At 66.0% G+C, this 17257-nt stretch carries 14 protein-coding genes; all 14 read right to left on the reverse strand.

What is annotated here, in order from left to right:
* Window positions 1-1293 (reverse strand): DNA repair protein RecN (locus XF30_RS30055; RefSeq protein ID WP_109144667.1); only part of this gene is annotated, 1293 nt, incomplete at its 3' end.
* A gap of 13 nt (window positions 1294-1306) precedes the next feature.
* Entirely contained in the window at window positions 1307-2197 is an 891-nt protein-coding gene (locus XF30_RS30060) for an outer membrane protein assembly factor BamD (RefSeq protein ID WP_036003576.1), read from the reverse strand.
* 241 nt (window positions 2198-2438) lie between these two features.
* Window positions 2439-3401: a UDP-3-O-acyl-N-acetylglucosamine deacetylase gene (gene lpxC, locus XF30_RS30065; protein WP_109144668.1), complete on the reverse strand. Its 963-nt coding sequence runs from the start codon at window positions 3399-3401 to the stop codon at window positions 2439-2441.
* A gap of 363 nt (window positions 3402-3764) precedes the next feature.
* The gene (gene ftsZ / locus XF30_RS30070) at window positions 3765-5552 is read right to left on the reverse strand and encodes a cell division protein FtsZ (protein WP_074447532.1); all 1788 of its coding nucleotides are present in this window, start codon (window positions 5550-5552) and stop codon (window positions 3765-3767) included.
* A gap of 87 nt (window positions 5553-5639) precedes the next feature.
* Complete coding sequence (ftsA, locus tag XF30_RS30075) at window positions 5640-6962, reverse strand: cell division protein FtsA (RefSeq protein WP_036003557.1); 1323 nt, start codon at window positions 6960-6962, stop codon at window positions 5640-5642.
* Complete coding sequence (locus XF30_RS30080) at window positions 6959-7987, reverse strand: cell division protein FtsQ/DivIB (RefSeq protein WP_109144669.1); 1029 nt, start codon at window positions 7985-7987, stop codon at window positions 6959-6961. Before XF30_RS30080 ends, ftsA begins: the two co-directional genes overlap by 4 nt.
* Before the next feature lie 350 nt (window positions 7988-8337).
* Window positions 8338-9324: a D-alanine--D-alanine ligase family protein gene (locus XF30_RS30085; protein WP_109144670.1), complete on the reverse strand. Its 987-nt coding sequence runs from the start codon at window positions 9322-9324 to the stop codon at window positions 8338-8340.
* 147 nt (window positions 9325-9471) lie between these two features.
* A complete protein-coding gene (murB, locus tag XF30_RS30090) occupies window positions 9472-10389 on the reverse strand; it encodes a UDP-N-acetylmuramate dehydrogenase (protein WP_109144671.1) in 918 nt (305 codons plus the stop codon).
* Window positions 10390-10394: 5 nt separating this feature from the next.
* Window positions 10395-11798 carry a UDP-N-acetylmuramate--L-alanine ligase gene (gene murC, locus XF30_RS30095; RefSeq protein WP_109144672.1) on the reverse strand — a complete coding sequence of 468 codons (1404 nt, stop codon included), beginning with the start codon at window positions 11796-11798 and terminating at the stop codon, window positions 10395-10397.
* A gap of 149 nt (window positions 11799-11947) precedes the next feature.
* Window positions 11948-13048, reverse strand: coding sequence for an undecaprenyldiphospho-muramoylpentapeptide beta-N-acetylglucosaminyltransferase (gene murG / locus XF30_RS30100; protein ID WP_109144673.1), 1101 nt, complete (start codon window positions 13046-13048; stop codon window positions 11948-11950).
* A gap of 116 nt (window positions 13049-13164) precedes the next feature.
* On the reverse strand, window positions 13165-14316 hold the full coding sequence (gene ftsW / locus XF30_RS30105) for a putative lipid II flippase FtsW (RefSeq protein ID WP_036003534.1): 1152 nt from the start codon (window positions 14314-14316) through the stop codon (window positions 13165-13167).
* A gap of 101 nt (window positions 14317-14417) precedes the next feature.
* The gene (locus tag XF30_RS30110) at window positions 14418-14711 is read right to left on the reverse strand and encodes a hypothetical protein (protein ID WP_036003531.1); all 294 of its coding nucleotides are present in this window, start codon (window positions 14709-14711) and stop codon (window positions 14418-14420) included.
* Window positions 14712-14741: 30 nt separating this feature from the next.
* Window positions 14742-16142 (reverse strand): UDP-N-acetylmuramoyl-L-alanine--D-glutamate ligase, encoded by a 1401-nt coding sequence (gene murD / locus XF30_RS30115; protein WP_057026926.1) that lies wholly within the window; start codon window positions 16140-16142, stop codon window positions 14742-14744.
* Window positions 16143-16149: 7 nt separating this feature from the next.
* Window positions 16150-17253: a phospho-N-acetylmuramoyl-pentapeptide-transferase gene (gene mraY, locus XF30_RS30120; RefSeq protein ID WP_036003524.1), complete on the reverse strand. Its 1104-nt coding sequence runs from the start codon at window positions 17251-17253 to the stop codon at window positions 16150-16152.
* Window positions 17254-17257 lie beyond the last annotated feature (4 nt).

Below are 17257 nucleotides of genomic sequence, written 5' to 3' on the forward strand. Positions count from 1 at the left end.
GGAGGCGACCTTCATCAAGGGCCCCGGTCTGGTGCCCGGATTGGTCTGCACCCAGAACTCGACGCGATCGAAACCTTGCGGCCCGGGCGCAGCCTCGTCGGTCTCAACCTGGGTCATGAACCTCGCGCGTTCGAGCTTGAGCGGGGCAAGCTCGGCATTGACCGCCTTGTTGAGCTTCTCGGCCGACTTCTGCCGCGCCAGCGACAGCTTCTTGGCGGCCGCCGCATAGCGGCTGTCCGCCTCGATCGCGGCCTGCTCCAGCTTCTTCAAGCGCGAGGCGCCGGCATCGATCAGGACGACGTCGGCGGCGTATTTGGCGGCCAGCGCGGCGAGGCCGTCAACCGGGGTCGAATATTTGCGAGACGCCGCACGCAAAGCAAAAAGCCGTTCCTCGATGCGCTCGAGCTCGGCCGGATCGAAATCAGTTGCGGCCAGCGCCGCCTGGAGATGCTGATCGGCCTCCTCCAGCGCGTTGATCGCCGCGTCGATTGCCTTTACCGCGGGCTCGACCAGCGCCGGCGAGTTGACGCCGCGGCGCTCCAGCCGGCGCACCGCCGCCGAGAGCGCGGCAACCGGCGAATGATTGCCGCCGACCGCCTCCTGCGCCTCGCGCAGGTCGGAGGCGATCTTCTCGCCCTGCATCATGGTGGTGCGGCGGGAGGCCAGTGCGGTTTCCTCGCCATCTTTGGGCGCGAGCTGCTTCAGCTCGTCGGAGGCGTGGCGCAGATAATCGGCCTCGCGCGCCGCGCGCTCCATGGCGGCGCGATGCTCCTCCAGCGCGGTGTTGGCGGTGCGGCGCGCATCCCAGAGCGCTTCGACGGCCGCGACGTCCTTCTCCAGGCCGGCAAAAGCGTCGAGCAGGCGGCGGTGGGTGGCGGCATCGACCAGCGCGCGCTCGTCGTGCTGGCCGTGGATCTCGACCAGGGCGGTGCCGACCGCCTTCAGCGTCTGCACGCTGATCGATTGGTCGTTGATGAAGGCGCGGGTGCGCCCGTCGGCGAGCTGCACGCGCCGGAGAATCATCTCGCCGGTGTCGTCGAGGCCATTCTCGGCCAGTATCTTCGTCGCAGGGTGATTCTTCGGGACATCGAACACGGCCGTGACCTGCCCCTGCTCCGCGCCGTGACGCACGAGGCCGGCGTCGCCGCGGCCGCCGAGCGCCAGCGCAAAGGCATCGAGCAGGATGGATTTGCCCGCACCGGTCTCGCCGGTCAAAACCGCGAGGCCGGAGGCGAATTCGATATCGAGCCGTTCGATCAGGACGATGTCACGGATCGACAGACGCGCCAGCATGGAACCAAATTTCCTAGCCGAGACCCATCTTCTTGAAGGTCCGGCTGATCCAGGACCCCTGATTCTCGCTCGGCTCGAGACCGCCGGATTTTACAAGATTATAGGCGTCCTTGTACCAGCGGCTGTCAGGAAAATTGTGCCCAAGCACCGCCGCCGCGGTCTGCGCTTCGCCAACGATGCCGATCGCCATATAGGCCTCGGTGAGCCGGAACAGCGCCTCCTCGACATGGCGAGTGGTCTGGTACTGCGTCACGACGGTCTTGTAACGATTGATGGCGGCCGTGTAGTCGCGCTTCTGGGCGTAGTAGCGGCCGACATTCATTTCCTTGCCGGCGAGCTGGTCGCGCGCGCCCTCGATCTTGGCCTTGGCCGAGGTCGCATATTCCGAGTTCGGATATTTGCGCACCACCTCTTCCAGTGCGGCGATCGCCTTTTCGGTGCGGGTCTGGTCGCGGCTGATGTCCGGGATCTGGTCGTAATGGGAGGCGGCGATCAGGTATTGCGCATAGGCCGCATCCGGGCTGCCGGGATGCAGCGTGACGTAGCGGGTGGCGGCACCGATGCAACCGTCATAATCGCCGCCCTGATAGGACGCATAGGCCGACATCAGCAGCGACTTGCGGGCCCAGTCGGAATAAGGATGCTGGCGGTCGACCTCTTCGAACTTCTTGTTCGCCGCCTTCATGTCCTTCTTCTCGTTCATGAGGTACAGGCCCTCATTGTAGATCTTGTCGGCGGGCTCCTCGACGAAGGTGTCATCCTTGGCGGTGAACTTGTCCCAGAGCGCGCCCGTGCCGCATCCGGCGAGCGGCAGCGCAAGAACGATGAAGGTGACGGCCTGAATCAGCCCCCGGGCTCGCGACGAGACCGAAAAAAATCCGCGCGTCATACGCTGTGCCGACATGAGTTTAAGCCCTGACGCCCTATGATGCGGTGTCCGCCAGCCCACGAACCCCTCATGGGCGCGAAATGTAACCGTGGTGCCTGCCACGCGACCACGCCGATGTATCCGAAAACGATCGTTAACGAACCGGATAGGGAGGCATTTCGCCCGGATTAAGGCGAACCTGCCGCAATGCTAGCCGATCATGGTTATCAGGAGTTTCCCGGGGCCGCCAACCACGTTCCGAAGGCGACAGGCCGCGTCAGGACACATCCGGTCCGAAGGCCGCAGCGACCCGGCCGCCGACGATGCCACGACCGACCTCGCCCACGGCACGCGTGGTGCGGCGGGCAGCCTCGCCCTCGACCACCCGCCAGGCGGTCCGGTCGGCGAGCAGCGCCGTCAAGACGGCGTGGTTGAGCTTATGACCGCCACGCACCGAGCGGTAGGCGCCAAGCAGCGGCAGGCCGGCCAGCGAAAGGTCGCCGATCACGTCCAGCACCTTGTGACGGGCGCATTCATCGGCGTAGCGCAGGCCCTCGGTGTTGAGCAGCCGCTCGTCGTCGAATACGACGGTGTTGTCGAAGGAGGCGCCGAGGGCATAGCCGGCGCTCCAGAGCCGCGCGACGTCGCACATCAGGCCGAAGGTCCGGGCCCGGCCGACTTCACGGCGGAAACCTTCCGGATTGAGGTCGAAGGCGTAAGCCTGCTGGCCGATGACGGGATTGGTGAAATCGATCTCGACCTCGACGCGGAACCCGTTGGTGTGGGGCCTGACCTCGCCGAAGGAGTCGCCGATCTTGACCGAGATCGGCTTCAGAACCTGGATGAAACGGCGCTGCGCCGGCTGGGTGACGATGCCGGCCTGGTCGATTGCCGCGATGAAGGCGGCGGCGCTGCCGTCCATGATCGGGACTTCGGGACCGTCGATCTCGATGGTGGCGTTGTCGACACCCATTCCCCGCAGTGCAGCAAGCACATGCTCGGCAGTGGACACCAGCGGACCGTTGCGGTCGCCGAGGACCGTGGCAAAGTCAGTCGCAATCACTTGCTCGGCGGTGGCCTGAACTTCGCGGTCACTTCCCTCAAGTCCGGTCCGGACAAAAATAAAACCCGCGTCGACAGGCGCAGGCCCAAGCGTGAGAGTGACGGGAAGACCGGAATGAACGCCCACGCCTGCCACAGAGGCTTGCGCACGAAGCGTTGTTTGCCGGCTAAACTTCATCAGGAACCGCCCCACTAAGACCCACTGCGACTTATACGAGACCTGCTTGGCCGGCCAGAGCCGACGCTACCGAATCTCCGTATCCCCAAGTCACGGCAAACCATAGTTGCAGCCTCAAACAGCGCCAACTCACGCTTTTTTACCGATTGTTACCCCAAACCTGCCGTATTCGCGCCAAGGCTTAACCAAATTGCGCCGGGTTTCGGGACCGCTATCGGCAGTTCTACTGAACCACCGAAGCCGTAATTAATCATTTAAAATCAGTTGTTTGGCTGCTCAATCCGGACATGCCCGGGACAAAACGAAAGGTCCCGGCGAGCTCCTCGCCGGGACCTTTTTTCGTCTGCCTTATTGTAACAATCCTCAGGTCGCCTGCCGCCGCAGGAAGGCCGGGATATCAAGATGGTCGTCACCCTGTGGCGCCGGCGCAACAGGCGCGGGGCGGCCATGGACATCCAGACCCTGCGGCGCGGGACGGCGGGCATACTCCGATACCGGCTCGTTGGACGCGATCTGCTGCGCCACGGTCTTCTGCGGCCGGCGTTCGGGCAGCGGCGGCATGGCGGGACCGGCGGTGCGGGCCGCGACCGGTGGCTCGCTTTCCTCGTCGCGACGGCCGAGGCCGACATTGGCGAGGCGCTGCAGCAGCGACAGGCGGGTCTTCTGCGGGGTCTCCTCCTCAGCCTCGCCGCGGGCCTGCCGAATCTCGGCTTGCGCCGGCATCGGCAGCTCCTCGATTCGCGGCATGCGCGGCGCGCGGGCCGGACGCTCGGCCTGCGGCGGGATGAAGGTATCAGGCGTCATCGGCTCCTGCACCGCGACCGGGGCCATGTCGGCCTCCGGGAACAGGGTCGGCTTCTGCGCGATCGGGCGCACGGTGACGTCGCCATAGGTCTGTGGCGCGGGCGGCTGCGGCACCTCGGAAACGGCAGCGGCGATCGCGGCGAGCGCAGCACGCTCGACGTTCGGACGGGGCGCGGCGGCAGCCGGAGCCGGCGCGGCGGCCGGGGTCTGGGCTTCCAGCTTCTGAGCGCGCTCGGCCAGACGCTGATTGTCGGCACGCAGCCGGGCGGTCAGGTCGGCGAGACGGCTCTCGGCGGCGGCGGCCGGGGCGGCAGCCTGCTGCATCTGCGGTGCCGGGTTGGCGACGGGCGCAGAGGTGGCCTGGCTGTTGCGGGCGATCGCGGCCTGCTCGATGCCGGTGGCGACCACCGAGACGCGGATCAGACCGTCGAGCGCTTCGTCGAAGGTGGCGCCGACGATGATGTTGGCGTCCTGGTCGACTTCCTCGCGGATGCGGGTCGCGGCTTCGTCGACCTCGAACAAAGTGAGGTCCTTGCCGCCGGTGATGGAGATGAGGAGGCCCTTGGCGCCCTTCATCGACGAGTCGTCGATCAGCGGGTTGGCGATCGCGGCTTCCGCGGCGGTCAGCGCGCGCTTGTCGCCGGAGGCTTCGCCGGTGCCCATCATCGCCTTGCCCATCTCGCGCATGACGGCGCGGACGTCGGCGAAGTCGAGGTTGATCAGGCCTTCCTTGACCATCAGGTCGGTGATGCAGGCGACGCCCGAATAGAGCACCTGGTCGGCCATCGCGAAGGCGTCGGCGAAGGTGGTCTTCTCGTTGGCGACCCGGAACAGGTTCTGGTTCGGGATGATCAGGAGCGTATCCACGACCTTGTGCAGCTCGGAGATGCCGGCTTCGGCCGTGCGCATGCGGCGCTGGCCCTCGAAGTGGAACGGCTTGGTCACCACGCCGACGGTGAGGATGCCCATGTCGCGCGCGGTCTTGGCGATGACGGGAGCTGCACCCGTGCCGGTGCCGCCGCCCATGCCTGCGGTGACGAACACCATGTTGGCGCCCGAGAGATGGTCGCGCAGCTCGTCGATCACCTCTTCCGCTGCCGCGGCGCCGACGTTCGGCTGCGAGCCGGCGCCGAGGCCTTGCGTGACGGCCGTGCCCATCTGCACGATGCGCTGCGCTTTCGACATCGTCAGCGCCTGCGCGTCGGTGTTGGCGACCACGAAGTCGACGCCCTGCAGGCCCGCCGTGATCATGTTGTTGACGGCGTTGCCGCCGGCGCCGCCGACGCCGAACACGGTGATCCGGGGCTTCAGTTCGTGAATATCAGGAACATTGATGCTGATGGTCATGGTTGCCTCTCGATCACGCGCGCGTGGGTTCGCCCCGGCCGGTGGCCGCGGGAGTTGGTGAAAATCGAAGATTGCGGAAAGCGGTCATCAGAAGCCCTCGCGTAGCCATCGTCCGACCTTTCCGAAATATCCGCCGGTCCCTGTCTTGATCTGCTGCCGCGTATGCCGCGGTTCGACATGTTCGAGGTGAACATATTGCGGGTAGACCAGAAGTCCGGCCGGCACCGCGAACGCGGCGTTCTTCGCCTCGTTGGGAAGCCGGCCGAAACCGAGCGGACGACCGACCCGCACGGGCCGGCCGAGAATCCGGGTGCCAAGATCGACGAGGCCGGTCAGCTGCGAGGCCCCGCCCGAGAGCACGACGCGGCCGTTCGGCTCTGCGGCGAAGGGCGAATCCTTCAGCTTGTCCCGAACCATTTCGAAGACTTCCTCGGCACGGTGCTTGACGATGTTCGCGATGGTGGCGCGGGAGACGATCTGCGGCAGATCCTGCTCGTCACCGGCTGTCGGCACAGACATCAGCTCACGCGAGTCCGATCCGCCGGTGATGACGGTACCGTATAAGGTCTTGATTCGCTCGGCATCGGCAATGGTCGCCGAGAGTCCGCGCGCAAGATCCATCGTGATGTGTTGCCCGCCGACCGCAAAACCCGCCGCATGCACGAAGCGGCCGCCCGAATAAACGGCAATCGTGGTGGTGCCGGCGCCCATCTCGACGACAGCGGCGCCGAGATCGGCCTCGTCGTCGGTCAGCACCGAGAGTCCGGCCACATAGGGGCTCGCTGCCATGGCTTCGACATTGATGTGGCAGCGCTCCACCGCCAGCATCAGGTTCCGCGCCACGGTGGCGTCGCAGGTGACGACGTTCATGTCGACGCCGAACTGGTGCGCGACCATGCCGCGGGGATCGCGGATTCCTTTGACACCATCGAGCGTGTAGCCGACCGGCAGGGCGTGCAGCACGGTCCGGCCTTCGCCGGTGGCGTGGCGCATGCCGGTGGAGGTGACGCGACTGACGTCGGCCGGCGTCACGGCGCCGCCACGAATGTCGGCGGCAGCCTCGACCAGCTGGCCGGCGAGCCGGCCGCCGGAGACCGACAACAGCACGGACTCGACCCGCACCTTGGCCATCTTCTCCGCGAGCCCGACGGCCTGGCGCACCGCCTGCTCGCATTCGCCGAGATCGATCACCGCGCCGGCCTTCATGCCGCGCGCCTGGATCTGGCTGTAGCCGATCAATTCCACCGCATGTGTGCGGCCGCGCAGCGCATCGCTCGGCGGCGACGGCTTCAGCCGCGCGATCATGCAGGCGATCTTGCTGGTGCCGATGTCGAGGCAGGCGACGATGCCGCCGCGCTTGTGCGGCATCGGGCGCGTCTTCGGCGTCTGGGTGCGATCGAGACCGGTCATGCGGAATCCCCGGCCTTCTTTTTCTTTTTGTCCTTGAACAGCTCCTCGCGCGCCTTGGCGGCGTCCTCGGAGAGCTGCACCACCAGCCGGTCCGGCAGGCGCATGTCGACGGCGACGATATCGCGCGAGAACAGCCTGTCCTCCTTGTCGAGCTTCGACAGCATCGCAAGCGCGTTGCCGACGTCCTGCTCGGGCAGGCGAATGTCGAGACCGTCCTTGAGCCGCAGGTTCCAGCGCCGCTCGCCGACGTAGATTGCGGCCTTGGTCACCGAATGGACCTGCGGGTAGCGCGCCAGCAGCGCCAGGAAATCGCGGGCCTGGGTCTCGGCGCCCTTGCCGACCACGAGCGGCAGCGACAGGAAGCGGCGCGAGACATAGGGCTCGAGCACGGCGCCGTCGTCGGCGATGACGGAGAGCCGGCCGGCCTCCTGCCACAGCGCGAACGCCTTGCGCTCGGTGAGCTCGATCATGAGCTGGCCCGGATAGAGCTTCAGCACGGTCGCATCCGCGATCCAGGGATTGGCCTTGAGCTTGTCGCGCACCGCCTCGGCATCGAGGAACAGCAGCGAGGAGCGGCCGCTGACGCCGCCGATCGCGAGGATCTCGTCCTGGGTCAGCTGCTTGCGGCCGTTGATGACGACGGAGGTGATGCGGAAGCCGGCGGAATTGGCCAGCGCATTGCGGGCATCGCTGACCGCGGTGACGAAATCCTGGAGGTGGCCGCCCATGACGATGCCGAAGCCGCAGCTGCCGATCAACAGCAGCACGGTCATGCTGAGGCCGACCCGGCGCGGCAGATAGCGCTCGACCAGCGCGACCAGGCGCGGCGGCGGCTCGCGTTCGACGGCGGCATTGGCCTGGGCTTTGGCTTTGGCCTTGTCCCTGGCGGCAGCGCGCGCCGCTTCGCGCTTGACCTGCACCCACTCGCGCAGAAGTACGACCGCTCCGATAGCGGCCGCCTTCAGGTCAGCTTGGGGCCTCAGCGATCTCAAAAGCGACCGGGTGAGGCGTCCTGCACCATCCATTGCACGAGCTCGTCAACAGTTTGCCCGCGACATCGCGCGGATCCTGGCGAACATGACGTCTCGGACCTGCCGGGCCGGGTGCTGGTCTTCAGCAGAAGAAAACCTCTCCCCTTCAAAGCGTTCGCTGGGGGTGACATCACCCGCGACAGCTCACGCGCCGGCAGCCAAAGCGCCATATGCGCCGCCAGCGTTAACCTTCGGACGTCCTGGTAAACAAAAGGTAAAATTCGTTAACGACCTGCGCATTTTGCCTCGCAATATCTGGCATTTGCGCCGCGATGTCCGGCATTTTACCGGTTTTGGCCACCAAACCGGCCCGTTTCGCCGGTCCGGCCGTTAACCAGTCCTGACTATTTCCGCACGCGCTGGCAGGCGAGCTCGACCAGGCCGCGCAGGAAGTCGACGAATTCGATGCCTTCGGCTTTCAGCGCCTTGGGGTAGAGCGAGGACTTGGTCAGCCCGGGCAGCGTGTTGGTCTCGAGATAGACGAGGCCCTTGTCCGAGACGATGAAGTCAGAGCGGGAATAGCCGGTGCAGGACATTGCGCGATGGGCCAGCATCGCCTGCGCCTGGAGCGCGGCGGTGATCTCGGGTGCGAAGCGGCCGGGGCAGATCTCCTCGGTCGACTTCAGAAGATATTTCGCCGCGTAGTCGAAATTGCCCTCGCCCGGAATGATCTCGATCGGCGGCAGCGAGATGATCGAGCCGTCGGTGCGCTCCAGCACGCCGCAGGTCGCCTCCACGCCGGCGATGTAGGGCTCGATGACGTACTCTTCATGCTTCGCTGCGTTGCGGACAGCGACGAGGTCCTGCTTGGCATTGACGAAGATCAGGCCGTAGCTCGACCCGTCGCGCGCGGGCTTTGCGATCAGCCTTCCATACTCGGCGAAAGCCTCGTCGATATCATCGAGCGCAAGATTTTCCGGCGGCGTCACGCCGCCGAGCGCGGCGAAGCGCTTGGCTGCGATCTTGTCGAAGGCCAGATGCGACGACGCCGAGCCCGAGCCGGTGAAGGGCACGCCGCGCGCCTCGCACATCACCTGCAATTCGCCGTTCTCGGCACGCCCGCCGTGCAGGCCGAGCACCAGCACGCGATCCTCAGCCTTGGCCCGGTCGAGCGCCTGCGCGAGCGGGACGCCGCGCGTGCCCGGCTTGAATTCGTCCTCGAACGGGCGGGCATGCTCGAGCAGCTGCTTCGACTGCACGACGTGCACCTTGTCCTCGACGTCCCACCACCAGAGGTCAGCCTCGGGCAGCGCCTGATGCAGCGCCTGGGCTGTGGCAACCGAGACGAGACGCTCGCGGTTGGAGCCGCCGAAGAGGATGGTGATGCGCATGTTTCTGTCACCCATGTGTATCGTCATTCCGGGATGCGCCGAAAGGCGCAGGCCCGGAATCCATAACCACGATCGTGAGTATGGATACTCGGGTGCGCAATTGCGCACCATAGCTCGCGACTTCGTCGCGCTCCGGAACGACGGTGATCATGAAACCCCGATCCGCTTGATTTCCCAGTGTAGCTCGATTCCGGAATTCGCCTTCACGCGTGCACGTACCGTCTCGCCCAGCGTCTCGATGTCGTGCGCGGTGGCCTCGCCGGTGTTGATCAGGAAGTTGCAATGCATCTCCGAGACCTGCGCGCCGCCGACGCGCAGGCCGCGGCAGCCGGCGGCGTCGATCAGCTTCCAGGCGGAATGGCCGGGCGGATTCTTGAAGGTCGAGCCGCCGGTTTTCTCGCGGATCGGCTGCGCGGTCTCGCGATGGCTCTGCACCTCCGCCATGCGCGCGCGGATCGCCTCCGCGTCCCTGATCTCGCCGCGAAAGCGCGCGGAGGTGAAGATGATGGAGGGATCGACGCCGCTGGAGCGGTAGACGAACTTCATGTCGGCGTTGGAGAAGACGTGCTTGGTGCCGTCGCGCCCGACGCCCCTCGCCTCGATCAGCACGTCCTTGGTCTCGCCGCCATTGGCGCCGGCATTCATGCGCAGCGCACCGCCGATCGTGCCGGGAATGCCGAAATAGAATTCGAGCCCACTGATATTGGCGGAGGCCGCAACTTCGGCCACGCGCTTGTCGAGCGCAGCCGTGCCCGCGGTGACGATGTCGCCGCTCGCAGTCGCCTCGCCGAAGGCGCGCGGCGCGAGACGAATGACGACGCCGGCAACGCCGCCGTCGCGCACTATGAGGTTGGAGCCGACGCCGATAACGTAGACCGGGATGTCGGGCGCAAGATGGGCAAGGAAGTAAGCGAGATCGTCCTCGTCCGCCGGCGTGAACAGCACCTGCGCCGGACCGCCGACGCGAAACCAGGTGAACTCGGCCAGCGACTGGCTCGCCAGCAGCCGCCCGCGCAGATCCGGCATCGCGGCTTTGAGAGCGGGCGTGATGTCGGGGAAACCCACCGCCCTTACCCCAGCGCCTTCAGCTGGTCCGGCAGCGCATACGCCCATTGCGTGATGTTGCCGGCGCCGAGACATACAACGAGATCGCCGCTCTTGGCGATGCCATGGACGATTTTGGCTAGTTCGCCGGCATTGGGCAGCGGGATCACCTCGCGATGGCCGTGGGCGCGCAGGCCGGCGACGAAATGATCGCGGTCGATGCCTTCGATCGGCGCTTCGCCGGCGGCATAGACGTCGGCGACGACGACCGCATCGGCATCGTTGAAGCAGGTGCAGAACTCCTCGAACAGCGATTGCAGGCGGGTGTAGCGATGCGGCTGCACCACCGCGATCACCTTGCCGGTGTAAGAATCGCGCGCGGCCTTCAGCACGGCTGCGATCTCCACGGGGTGATGGCCGTAATCATCGATCACGGTGACGCCGTTCCACTCGCCGGTCTTGGTGAAGCGGCGCTTGACGCCGCCGAAGCCGGCCAGCGCCTTGCGGATCGCCTCGTCCGACACGCCGAACTCGTGCGCGACCGCGATCGCCGCCGTCGCATTCGAGGCATTGTGCCGGCCCGGCATCGGCAGCGCGAGATCGGCGATCTCGTGCGTGGTGCCGTTCTTGCGGTCGCGGATCACGACCTTGAACTTCGAGCCGCCGCCGCCGGCGGTGAGATCGACCAGCCGCGCATCGGCCTGCGGATTCTCGCCATAAGTGATGATGCGGCGGTCCTCGATCTTGCCGACGAGGCTCTGCACGACGGGATGATCGATGCACATCACGGCAAAGCCGTAGAACGGCAGGTTCTCGACGAAGTGACGAAACGCGTCCTGCACCGCCTCGAAGGTCTTGAAGTGATCGAGATGCTCGGGGTCGACATTGGTGACGATCGCGACATCGGTCGGCAGCTTCAGGAACGTGCCGTCGCTCTCGTCGGCCTCGACCACCATCCAGTCGCCGGCGCCAAGCCGCGCGTTGGAGCCGTAGGCGTTGATGATGCCGCCGTTGATCACGGTCGGATCGAGCCCGCCGGCGTCGAGCAGCGTGGCGACCATCGTCGTCGTGGTGGTCTTGCCGTGGGTGCCGGCGATGGCGACGCAGCTCTTCAACCGCATCAGCTCGGCCAGCATCTCGGCGCGGCGCACCACGGGAATGCGCCTCTCGCGCGCCGCCATCAGTTCCGGATTGTCGCGCTTGATCGCGGAAGACACGACCACGACCTCGGCGCCGTCGATATTCTCGGCCTTGTGGCCGACCGAGACTTTCGCGCCCTTCTTGCGCAGCCGGTCGAGATTGTAATTGTCGGAGGCGTCCGAGCCCTGGACGGCATAGCCGAGATTGACCAGCACCTCGGCAATCCCGCTCATGCCGATCCCGCCGATCCCGACGAAGTGGATGGGTCCGATCTCGCGCGGCAGTCTCATTTGGTTTCCTTGGGGTCATCGTCCGCGAAGGCGGACGATCCAGTACTCCGCGACGCCAGAGATTCAAATCAACTGCGTCGGATATTGGATGCCCCGCTTTCGCGGGGCATGACAAGTGACTTTTTTGGCCATTCGGGCCGGAACAGGCGTCAGATTCCCGCGACCTTGACCACGAGATCCGCCAGCCGCTCGGCCGCATCGAGCCGCCCCGCCCCCTTCGCCGCCGCCGCCATGGCGGCAAGCCGTGCCGGCTCGGCGGCGAAGCCGGAAATTTCGGATGCCAGCCGGTCGGAGCTGAACTCGGTCTGCGGGATGCGGATCGCGCCGTCGACCTTGACCAGCACGCCGGCATTGGCGAACTGGTCCTGGTCGATCGAGCCCGGCAACGGCACCAGGATGGAGGGCCGGCCGATCGCGGCGAGCTCGGCCACGGTCCCCGCACCGGAGCGCGATACCACGAGATGATTGGAGGCGAGCCGCGCCGGCAGATCCGTGAAGAACGGCGCGAGCTCGGCCTTGATCTTGAGCTTGTCGTAGACGGCGCGCACGCGGCTCATGTCCTCTTCGCGCACCTGCTGGGTGAGGACGAGACGGCTCCACAGCGCAGGCTCGAGTCTTTCGATCGCGCCCGGCACGATGTCGGCCATGATGCGCGCGCCCTGGCTTCCGCCGACGACGAGCAGACGCAGCGGACCGTTCGGCTCGGGCGCGGCATATTTCACCGCGGCGGCCGCGAGGATCGCCGGACGCATCGGCGTGCCGACGGTCGTGGTCTTGCCTGCCAGCGCCGGATCGCGATCGAGCACGCCGGGCAAGGACGTCGCGATGGCGCGCACGCGGCGCGACAGGAACCGGTTGGCGCGGCCGAGCACCGCATTGGCGTCGTGGATCATGCCGGGAACGCCAGCGAATTTCGCCGCGACCAGCGGCGGCAGCGTCGGATAGCCGCCGAAGCCGACGACGGCGACGGGCTTCAACCGCTTGATCAGCGCGTAGGCCGACAGCGTGCCGGCGGCAAGCGTGAGGCCGGCATAGGCCAGCTGAAGCGGATTGCGGCCGCGCGCGGTCTCGCTTCTGACGACGTCGATCATGTCCTTGCTGAATAGCCCGCTATAGCGCAGCGCGCGCTCGTCGGTGACGAGGCGGACGCGATAGCCGCGCCGGATCAATTCGACGCCGAGCGCCTCGGCCGGGAACAGATGGCCGCCGGTGCCGCCCGCGGCGAGAAGAATCAGGGGGGACGTGTCCATAATGAGGGAGTTTTACAGGGTCTTTCTCGTCATTGCGAGCGAAGCGAAGTAATCCAGACCACCTCCGCGGAGACAGCCTGGATTGCTTCGTCGCTTCGCTCCTCGCAAATGACGGCTCACGCGTAACTGCGCATCGCCTCGGCGTGGCCGCTCGCCTCGACCTCGGTGCGCGGGCGCAGCCGCGTCAGCGCCAGCATCATGCCTATGCCATAGGCGAGCGAGACCATCGAGGAGCCGCCATAGGAGATGAAGGGCAGCGTCATGCCCTTGGCGGGGATGAGCTGCAGGTTCACCGACATGTTGATCGCCGCCTGCACGCCGAACAGGATCGCGAGCCCGGAGGCTGCAAAGCGCGAGAACATGTCCTCGTTGGCATAGGCGCGCGACAGCGTGCGCATGACGACGAAGGCGAACAGCGCCAGCATCGCAAGGCACAGGATGATGCCGAACTCTTCGCCCGCGACCGCGAAGACGAAGTCGGTGTGGCTGTCCGGCAGGCTGCGCTTGGCGATGCCCTCGCCCGGTCCGAGCCCGAACCAGCCGCCGTTGTAGAAAGCCTCCATGGCGGTATCGACCTGGAAGGTGTCGCCGGAGGCCGGGTTCATGAAGCGCTTGATGCGCCCCGCGACGTGCGGAACGAACAGATAGGCGCTGAACAGGCCGGCCGCGCCGAGACCTGCGAGGCCGAACACCCAGATCATCCGCATGCCCGCGATGAAGAACAGCGAGCCCCACACCATCAGGACCAGCATGGTCTGGCCGAAATCCGGCTCCATCACCAATAGCGCGACCAGCATCAGCAGCAGCACCACCGCCATCGAGGTCGCCGGCATCTCGGGGCGCCTCGTCGATTCCGCGAACAGCCAGGCCGCGATCACGACGAAGGACGGCTTTGCGATCTCGGAGGCCTGGATGTTGACGCCGAGCAGCGTGATCCAGCGGCGCGAGCCCTTCACCTCCGGGCCGAAGGCGAGCGTGAGCACGATCAGGACGATGCTCGCCGCGAAGATGATCAGCGCCGAGCGGCGGATCGCGCGCGGCGACAGGAAGGACACCCCGAGCAGCACGATGCAGGACGGCACCAGGAACAGCACGTGGCGGCTGAAGAAATGGAAGGCATCGAGCCCGATGCGGGTCGCAACCGGCGGGCTCGCCGCCAGCGACAGGATCACCCCGGTCAGCATCAGCCCCAGGATGGCGCCCATCAGCGGCTTGTCGACGGTCCACCACCACTCGGAAAAGGGGGTGCGTTCTTCACGGGAGAGCATGGGCGGCCGCTTTCGGACAGAGGTCCGTTCATTGGTCGCCGAGGTTGGTTACCGGGAGGTTAAAGGGACGGGTAACTTTTGAGCGAAGCGTTGGTGCCGGGCTACGAACCGGGAGCCCTGACGAATCGATAGGGTATGCCGCCAAACGCCAGAGTGAGAACGCCATCCTCGGCGAATGAGAACTGGGTTCGTTCAACTTGTGGAGCTGAGGGCTGGTCGGTGACAATCGTCGAGCCCTCCACCCGATATCGAAGATTGATGATTTGTCGCTTGTCGTGCTCACGAATTGTGTAGCGCAGCCCACCGCTCTCATCGAACTCGAGCAGGACATTTCCCAGGCGGGCTAGCGCCAGTTCATCGGTCTCGTCTACAAGCCAGGCGCCTACCAGAGTCATTATGTCATTCAATCGTTGGTGTCGGTGTCCTCACACCACCGGCTCCACACCCGGCAGCGCTTGCACCAGCTCGCGGAACTTGGTGCCGCGGATCTCGAAGTTGCGGTACTGGTCGAAGGAGGCGCAGGCGGGCGACAGCAGCACGACGGCATCGGTGAGGCCAGAGGCTTCCGCATCGCGGGCCGCGTGTTCGACCGCAACGTCCAGGGTCTGGCTGATCTCGTGCCCGACCTGTGTGCCCAGCGTGCCCGAAAACTCCTGCGCGGCTTCGCCGATCAGATAGGCTTTGCGGATGCGCGGGAAGAACCCGGTCAGGCTCGTAATGCCGCCGGCCTTCGGCTTGCCGCCGGCAATCCAGAAGATGTCGGCGAAGGACGACAGCGCATGGGCGGTGGCGTCCGCGTTGGTGCCCTTGGAATCGTTGACGAACAACACGTTGCCGCGGCGCCCGACCTGCTCCATGCGATGCGCCAGCCCCGGAAAGCTGCGCAGGCCGTTCTGCAGCACGTCCTGGCTGATGCCCATCGCGAGCGCGGCAGCAGCCGCGCAGGCCGCGTTTTGCGCGTTGTGCTGGCCGCGCAGCGAGCCGATGCCACCGAGCGCGGCGACCTCGCTGCGGGCGCCGCCCGCGGCGCGCACGATGGTGCCGTGCTCGACGTAAATGCCCGACGCGAGCGGATTCTTGACCGAGATGCGCACGACGTTCTTGCCGGCGCGGTCGAGCCGGTCGGCAATATCGCGGCAATAGCCGTCATCGACGCCGACGATCGAGGTGCCGCCGCCTTGCACGCCGGCCACGAGGCGCTCCTTCACCGCGGCGTAATGCTCGATCGTGCCGTGGCGATCGATATGGTCCTCACTGACGTTGAGCAGGATGCCGACGGAGGGATCGAGCGAGGGCGTAAGGTCGATCTGGTAGGACGACATCTCGATGACGTGGACGCGGCCCATGCGCGGCGGCTCCAGCGACAGGATCGCGGTGCCGATATTGCCGCCCATCTGGGTGTCGTAGCCGGCGACCTTGGTCAGATGCGCAATCAGCGCCGTCGTGGTCGACTTGCCGTTGGTGCCGGTGATGGCGACGAACGGCGCGTCCGGCGCATGGCGGCGCCGCTCACGGCAGAACAGCTCGATGTCGCCGATCACCTCCACCCCTGCCTCGCGCGCCTTCAAGACGCTCCAGTGCGGCACCGGATGGGTGAGCGGCACGCCGGGCGCGAGCACCAACGCGGCGAACTTCGCCCAGGAGACGTTGCGCAAGTCCGCGGTGATGAAGCCGGCCTGCGCGGCCTTGGCGACGTTCTCGGCATTGTCGTCGGCGGCTATCACGTCGGCGCCGCCGGCCTTCAACGCATGGCAGGAGGTGAGCCCCGAGCCGCCGAGGCCGAACACCGCGACCGTCTTGCCGGCGAAGGACGTGACGGGGATCATCGATCGGTCACCGCAGCTTCAGCGTCGAGAGGCCGGCGAGCGCCAGCATCACCGAGATGATCCAGAATCGGATCACGATCTGCGGCTCGGTCCAGCCCTTCTGCTCGAAGTGATGGTGGATCGGCGCCATCGCGAACACGCGCTTGCCCGTGAGCTTGAAGGACACGACCTGCACGATGACCGAAACCGCCTCGAGCACGAACAATCCGCCGATCACCGCGAGCACGATCTCGTGCTTCACCGCGACCGCGATCGCGCCGAGCATGCCGCCGAGCGCGAGCGAGCCGGTGTCGCCCATGAAGATCGAGGCCGGCGGCGCGTTGAACCAGAGGAAGCCGAGGCCGGCGCCGAGCAACGCGCCGCAGAGCACCGCGAGCTCGCCGGTGCCTGCGACATATTTGATCTGGAGGTAGTCGGCGAACACCAAGTTGCCGGTGAGATAGGCGATCATCGCGAAGCTCGCGGTGGCGATCATCACCGGCACGATGGCGAGGCCGTCGAGGCCGTCGGTGAGGTTCACCGCATTGCCGGCGCCGACGATGACGAAGGCGCCGAAGACGACGAAGAACCAGCCAAAATGCAGCACGGTATCCTTCAGGAAGGGAATCGTCAGCGCGGTGGAGGCGGGATCGCGGTTGAGCCGCACCAGCGCATAGCAGGCGACCAGCGCAATCACGGCTTCGATCAGGAGGCGCAGCTTGCCGCCGAACCCGGTCGTGGTCTGCTTGGTCACCTTGAGGTAATCGTCATAGAAGCCGACGAAGCCGAAGCCGAGCGTCACCGCCAGCACGATCCAGACATAGGGGTTGAGCGGATTGGCCCACAGCACGGTGCCGACCGTGAGCCCGGACAGGATCATCAGCCCGCCCATGGTGGGCGTGCCCTTCTTGGAAAGATGCGATTGCGGACCGTCGGTGCGGATCGGCTGGCCCTTGCCCTGACGGATGCGCAAGTGATCGATGATCCAGGGGCCGAACAGGAACACGAACAGCGCGCCGGTCACGATGGCGCCACCGGTGCGGAAGGTGATGTAGCGGAAGACGTTCAGGAAGGTGCGAAAGGCACCGAAGCCCGGAAATGTGTTGGAAAGCTCGATCAGCCAGTAAAACATTCAG

The sequence above is a fragment of the Bradyrhizobium sp. SUTN9-2 genome (genome assembly GCF_003122645.1).
GTDB lineage: Bacteria > Pseudomonadota > Alphaproteobacteria > Rhizobiales > Xanthobacteraceae > Bradyrhizobium > Bradyrhizobium yuanmingense.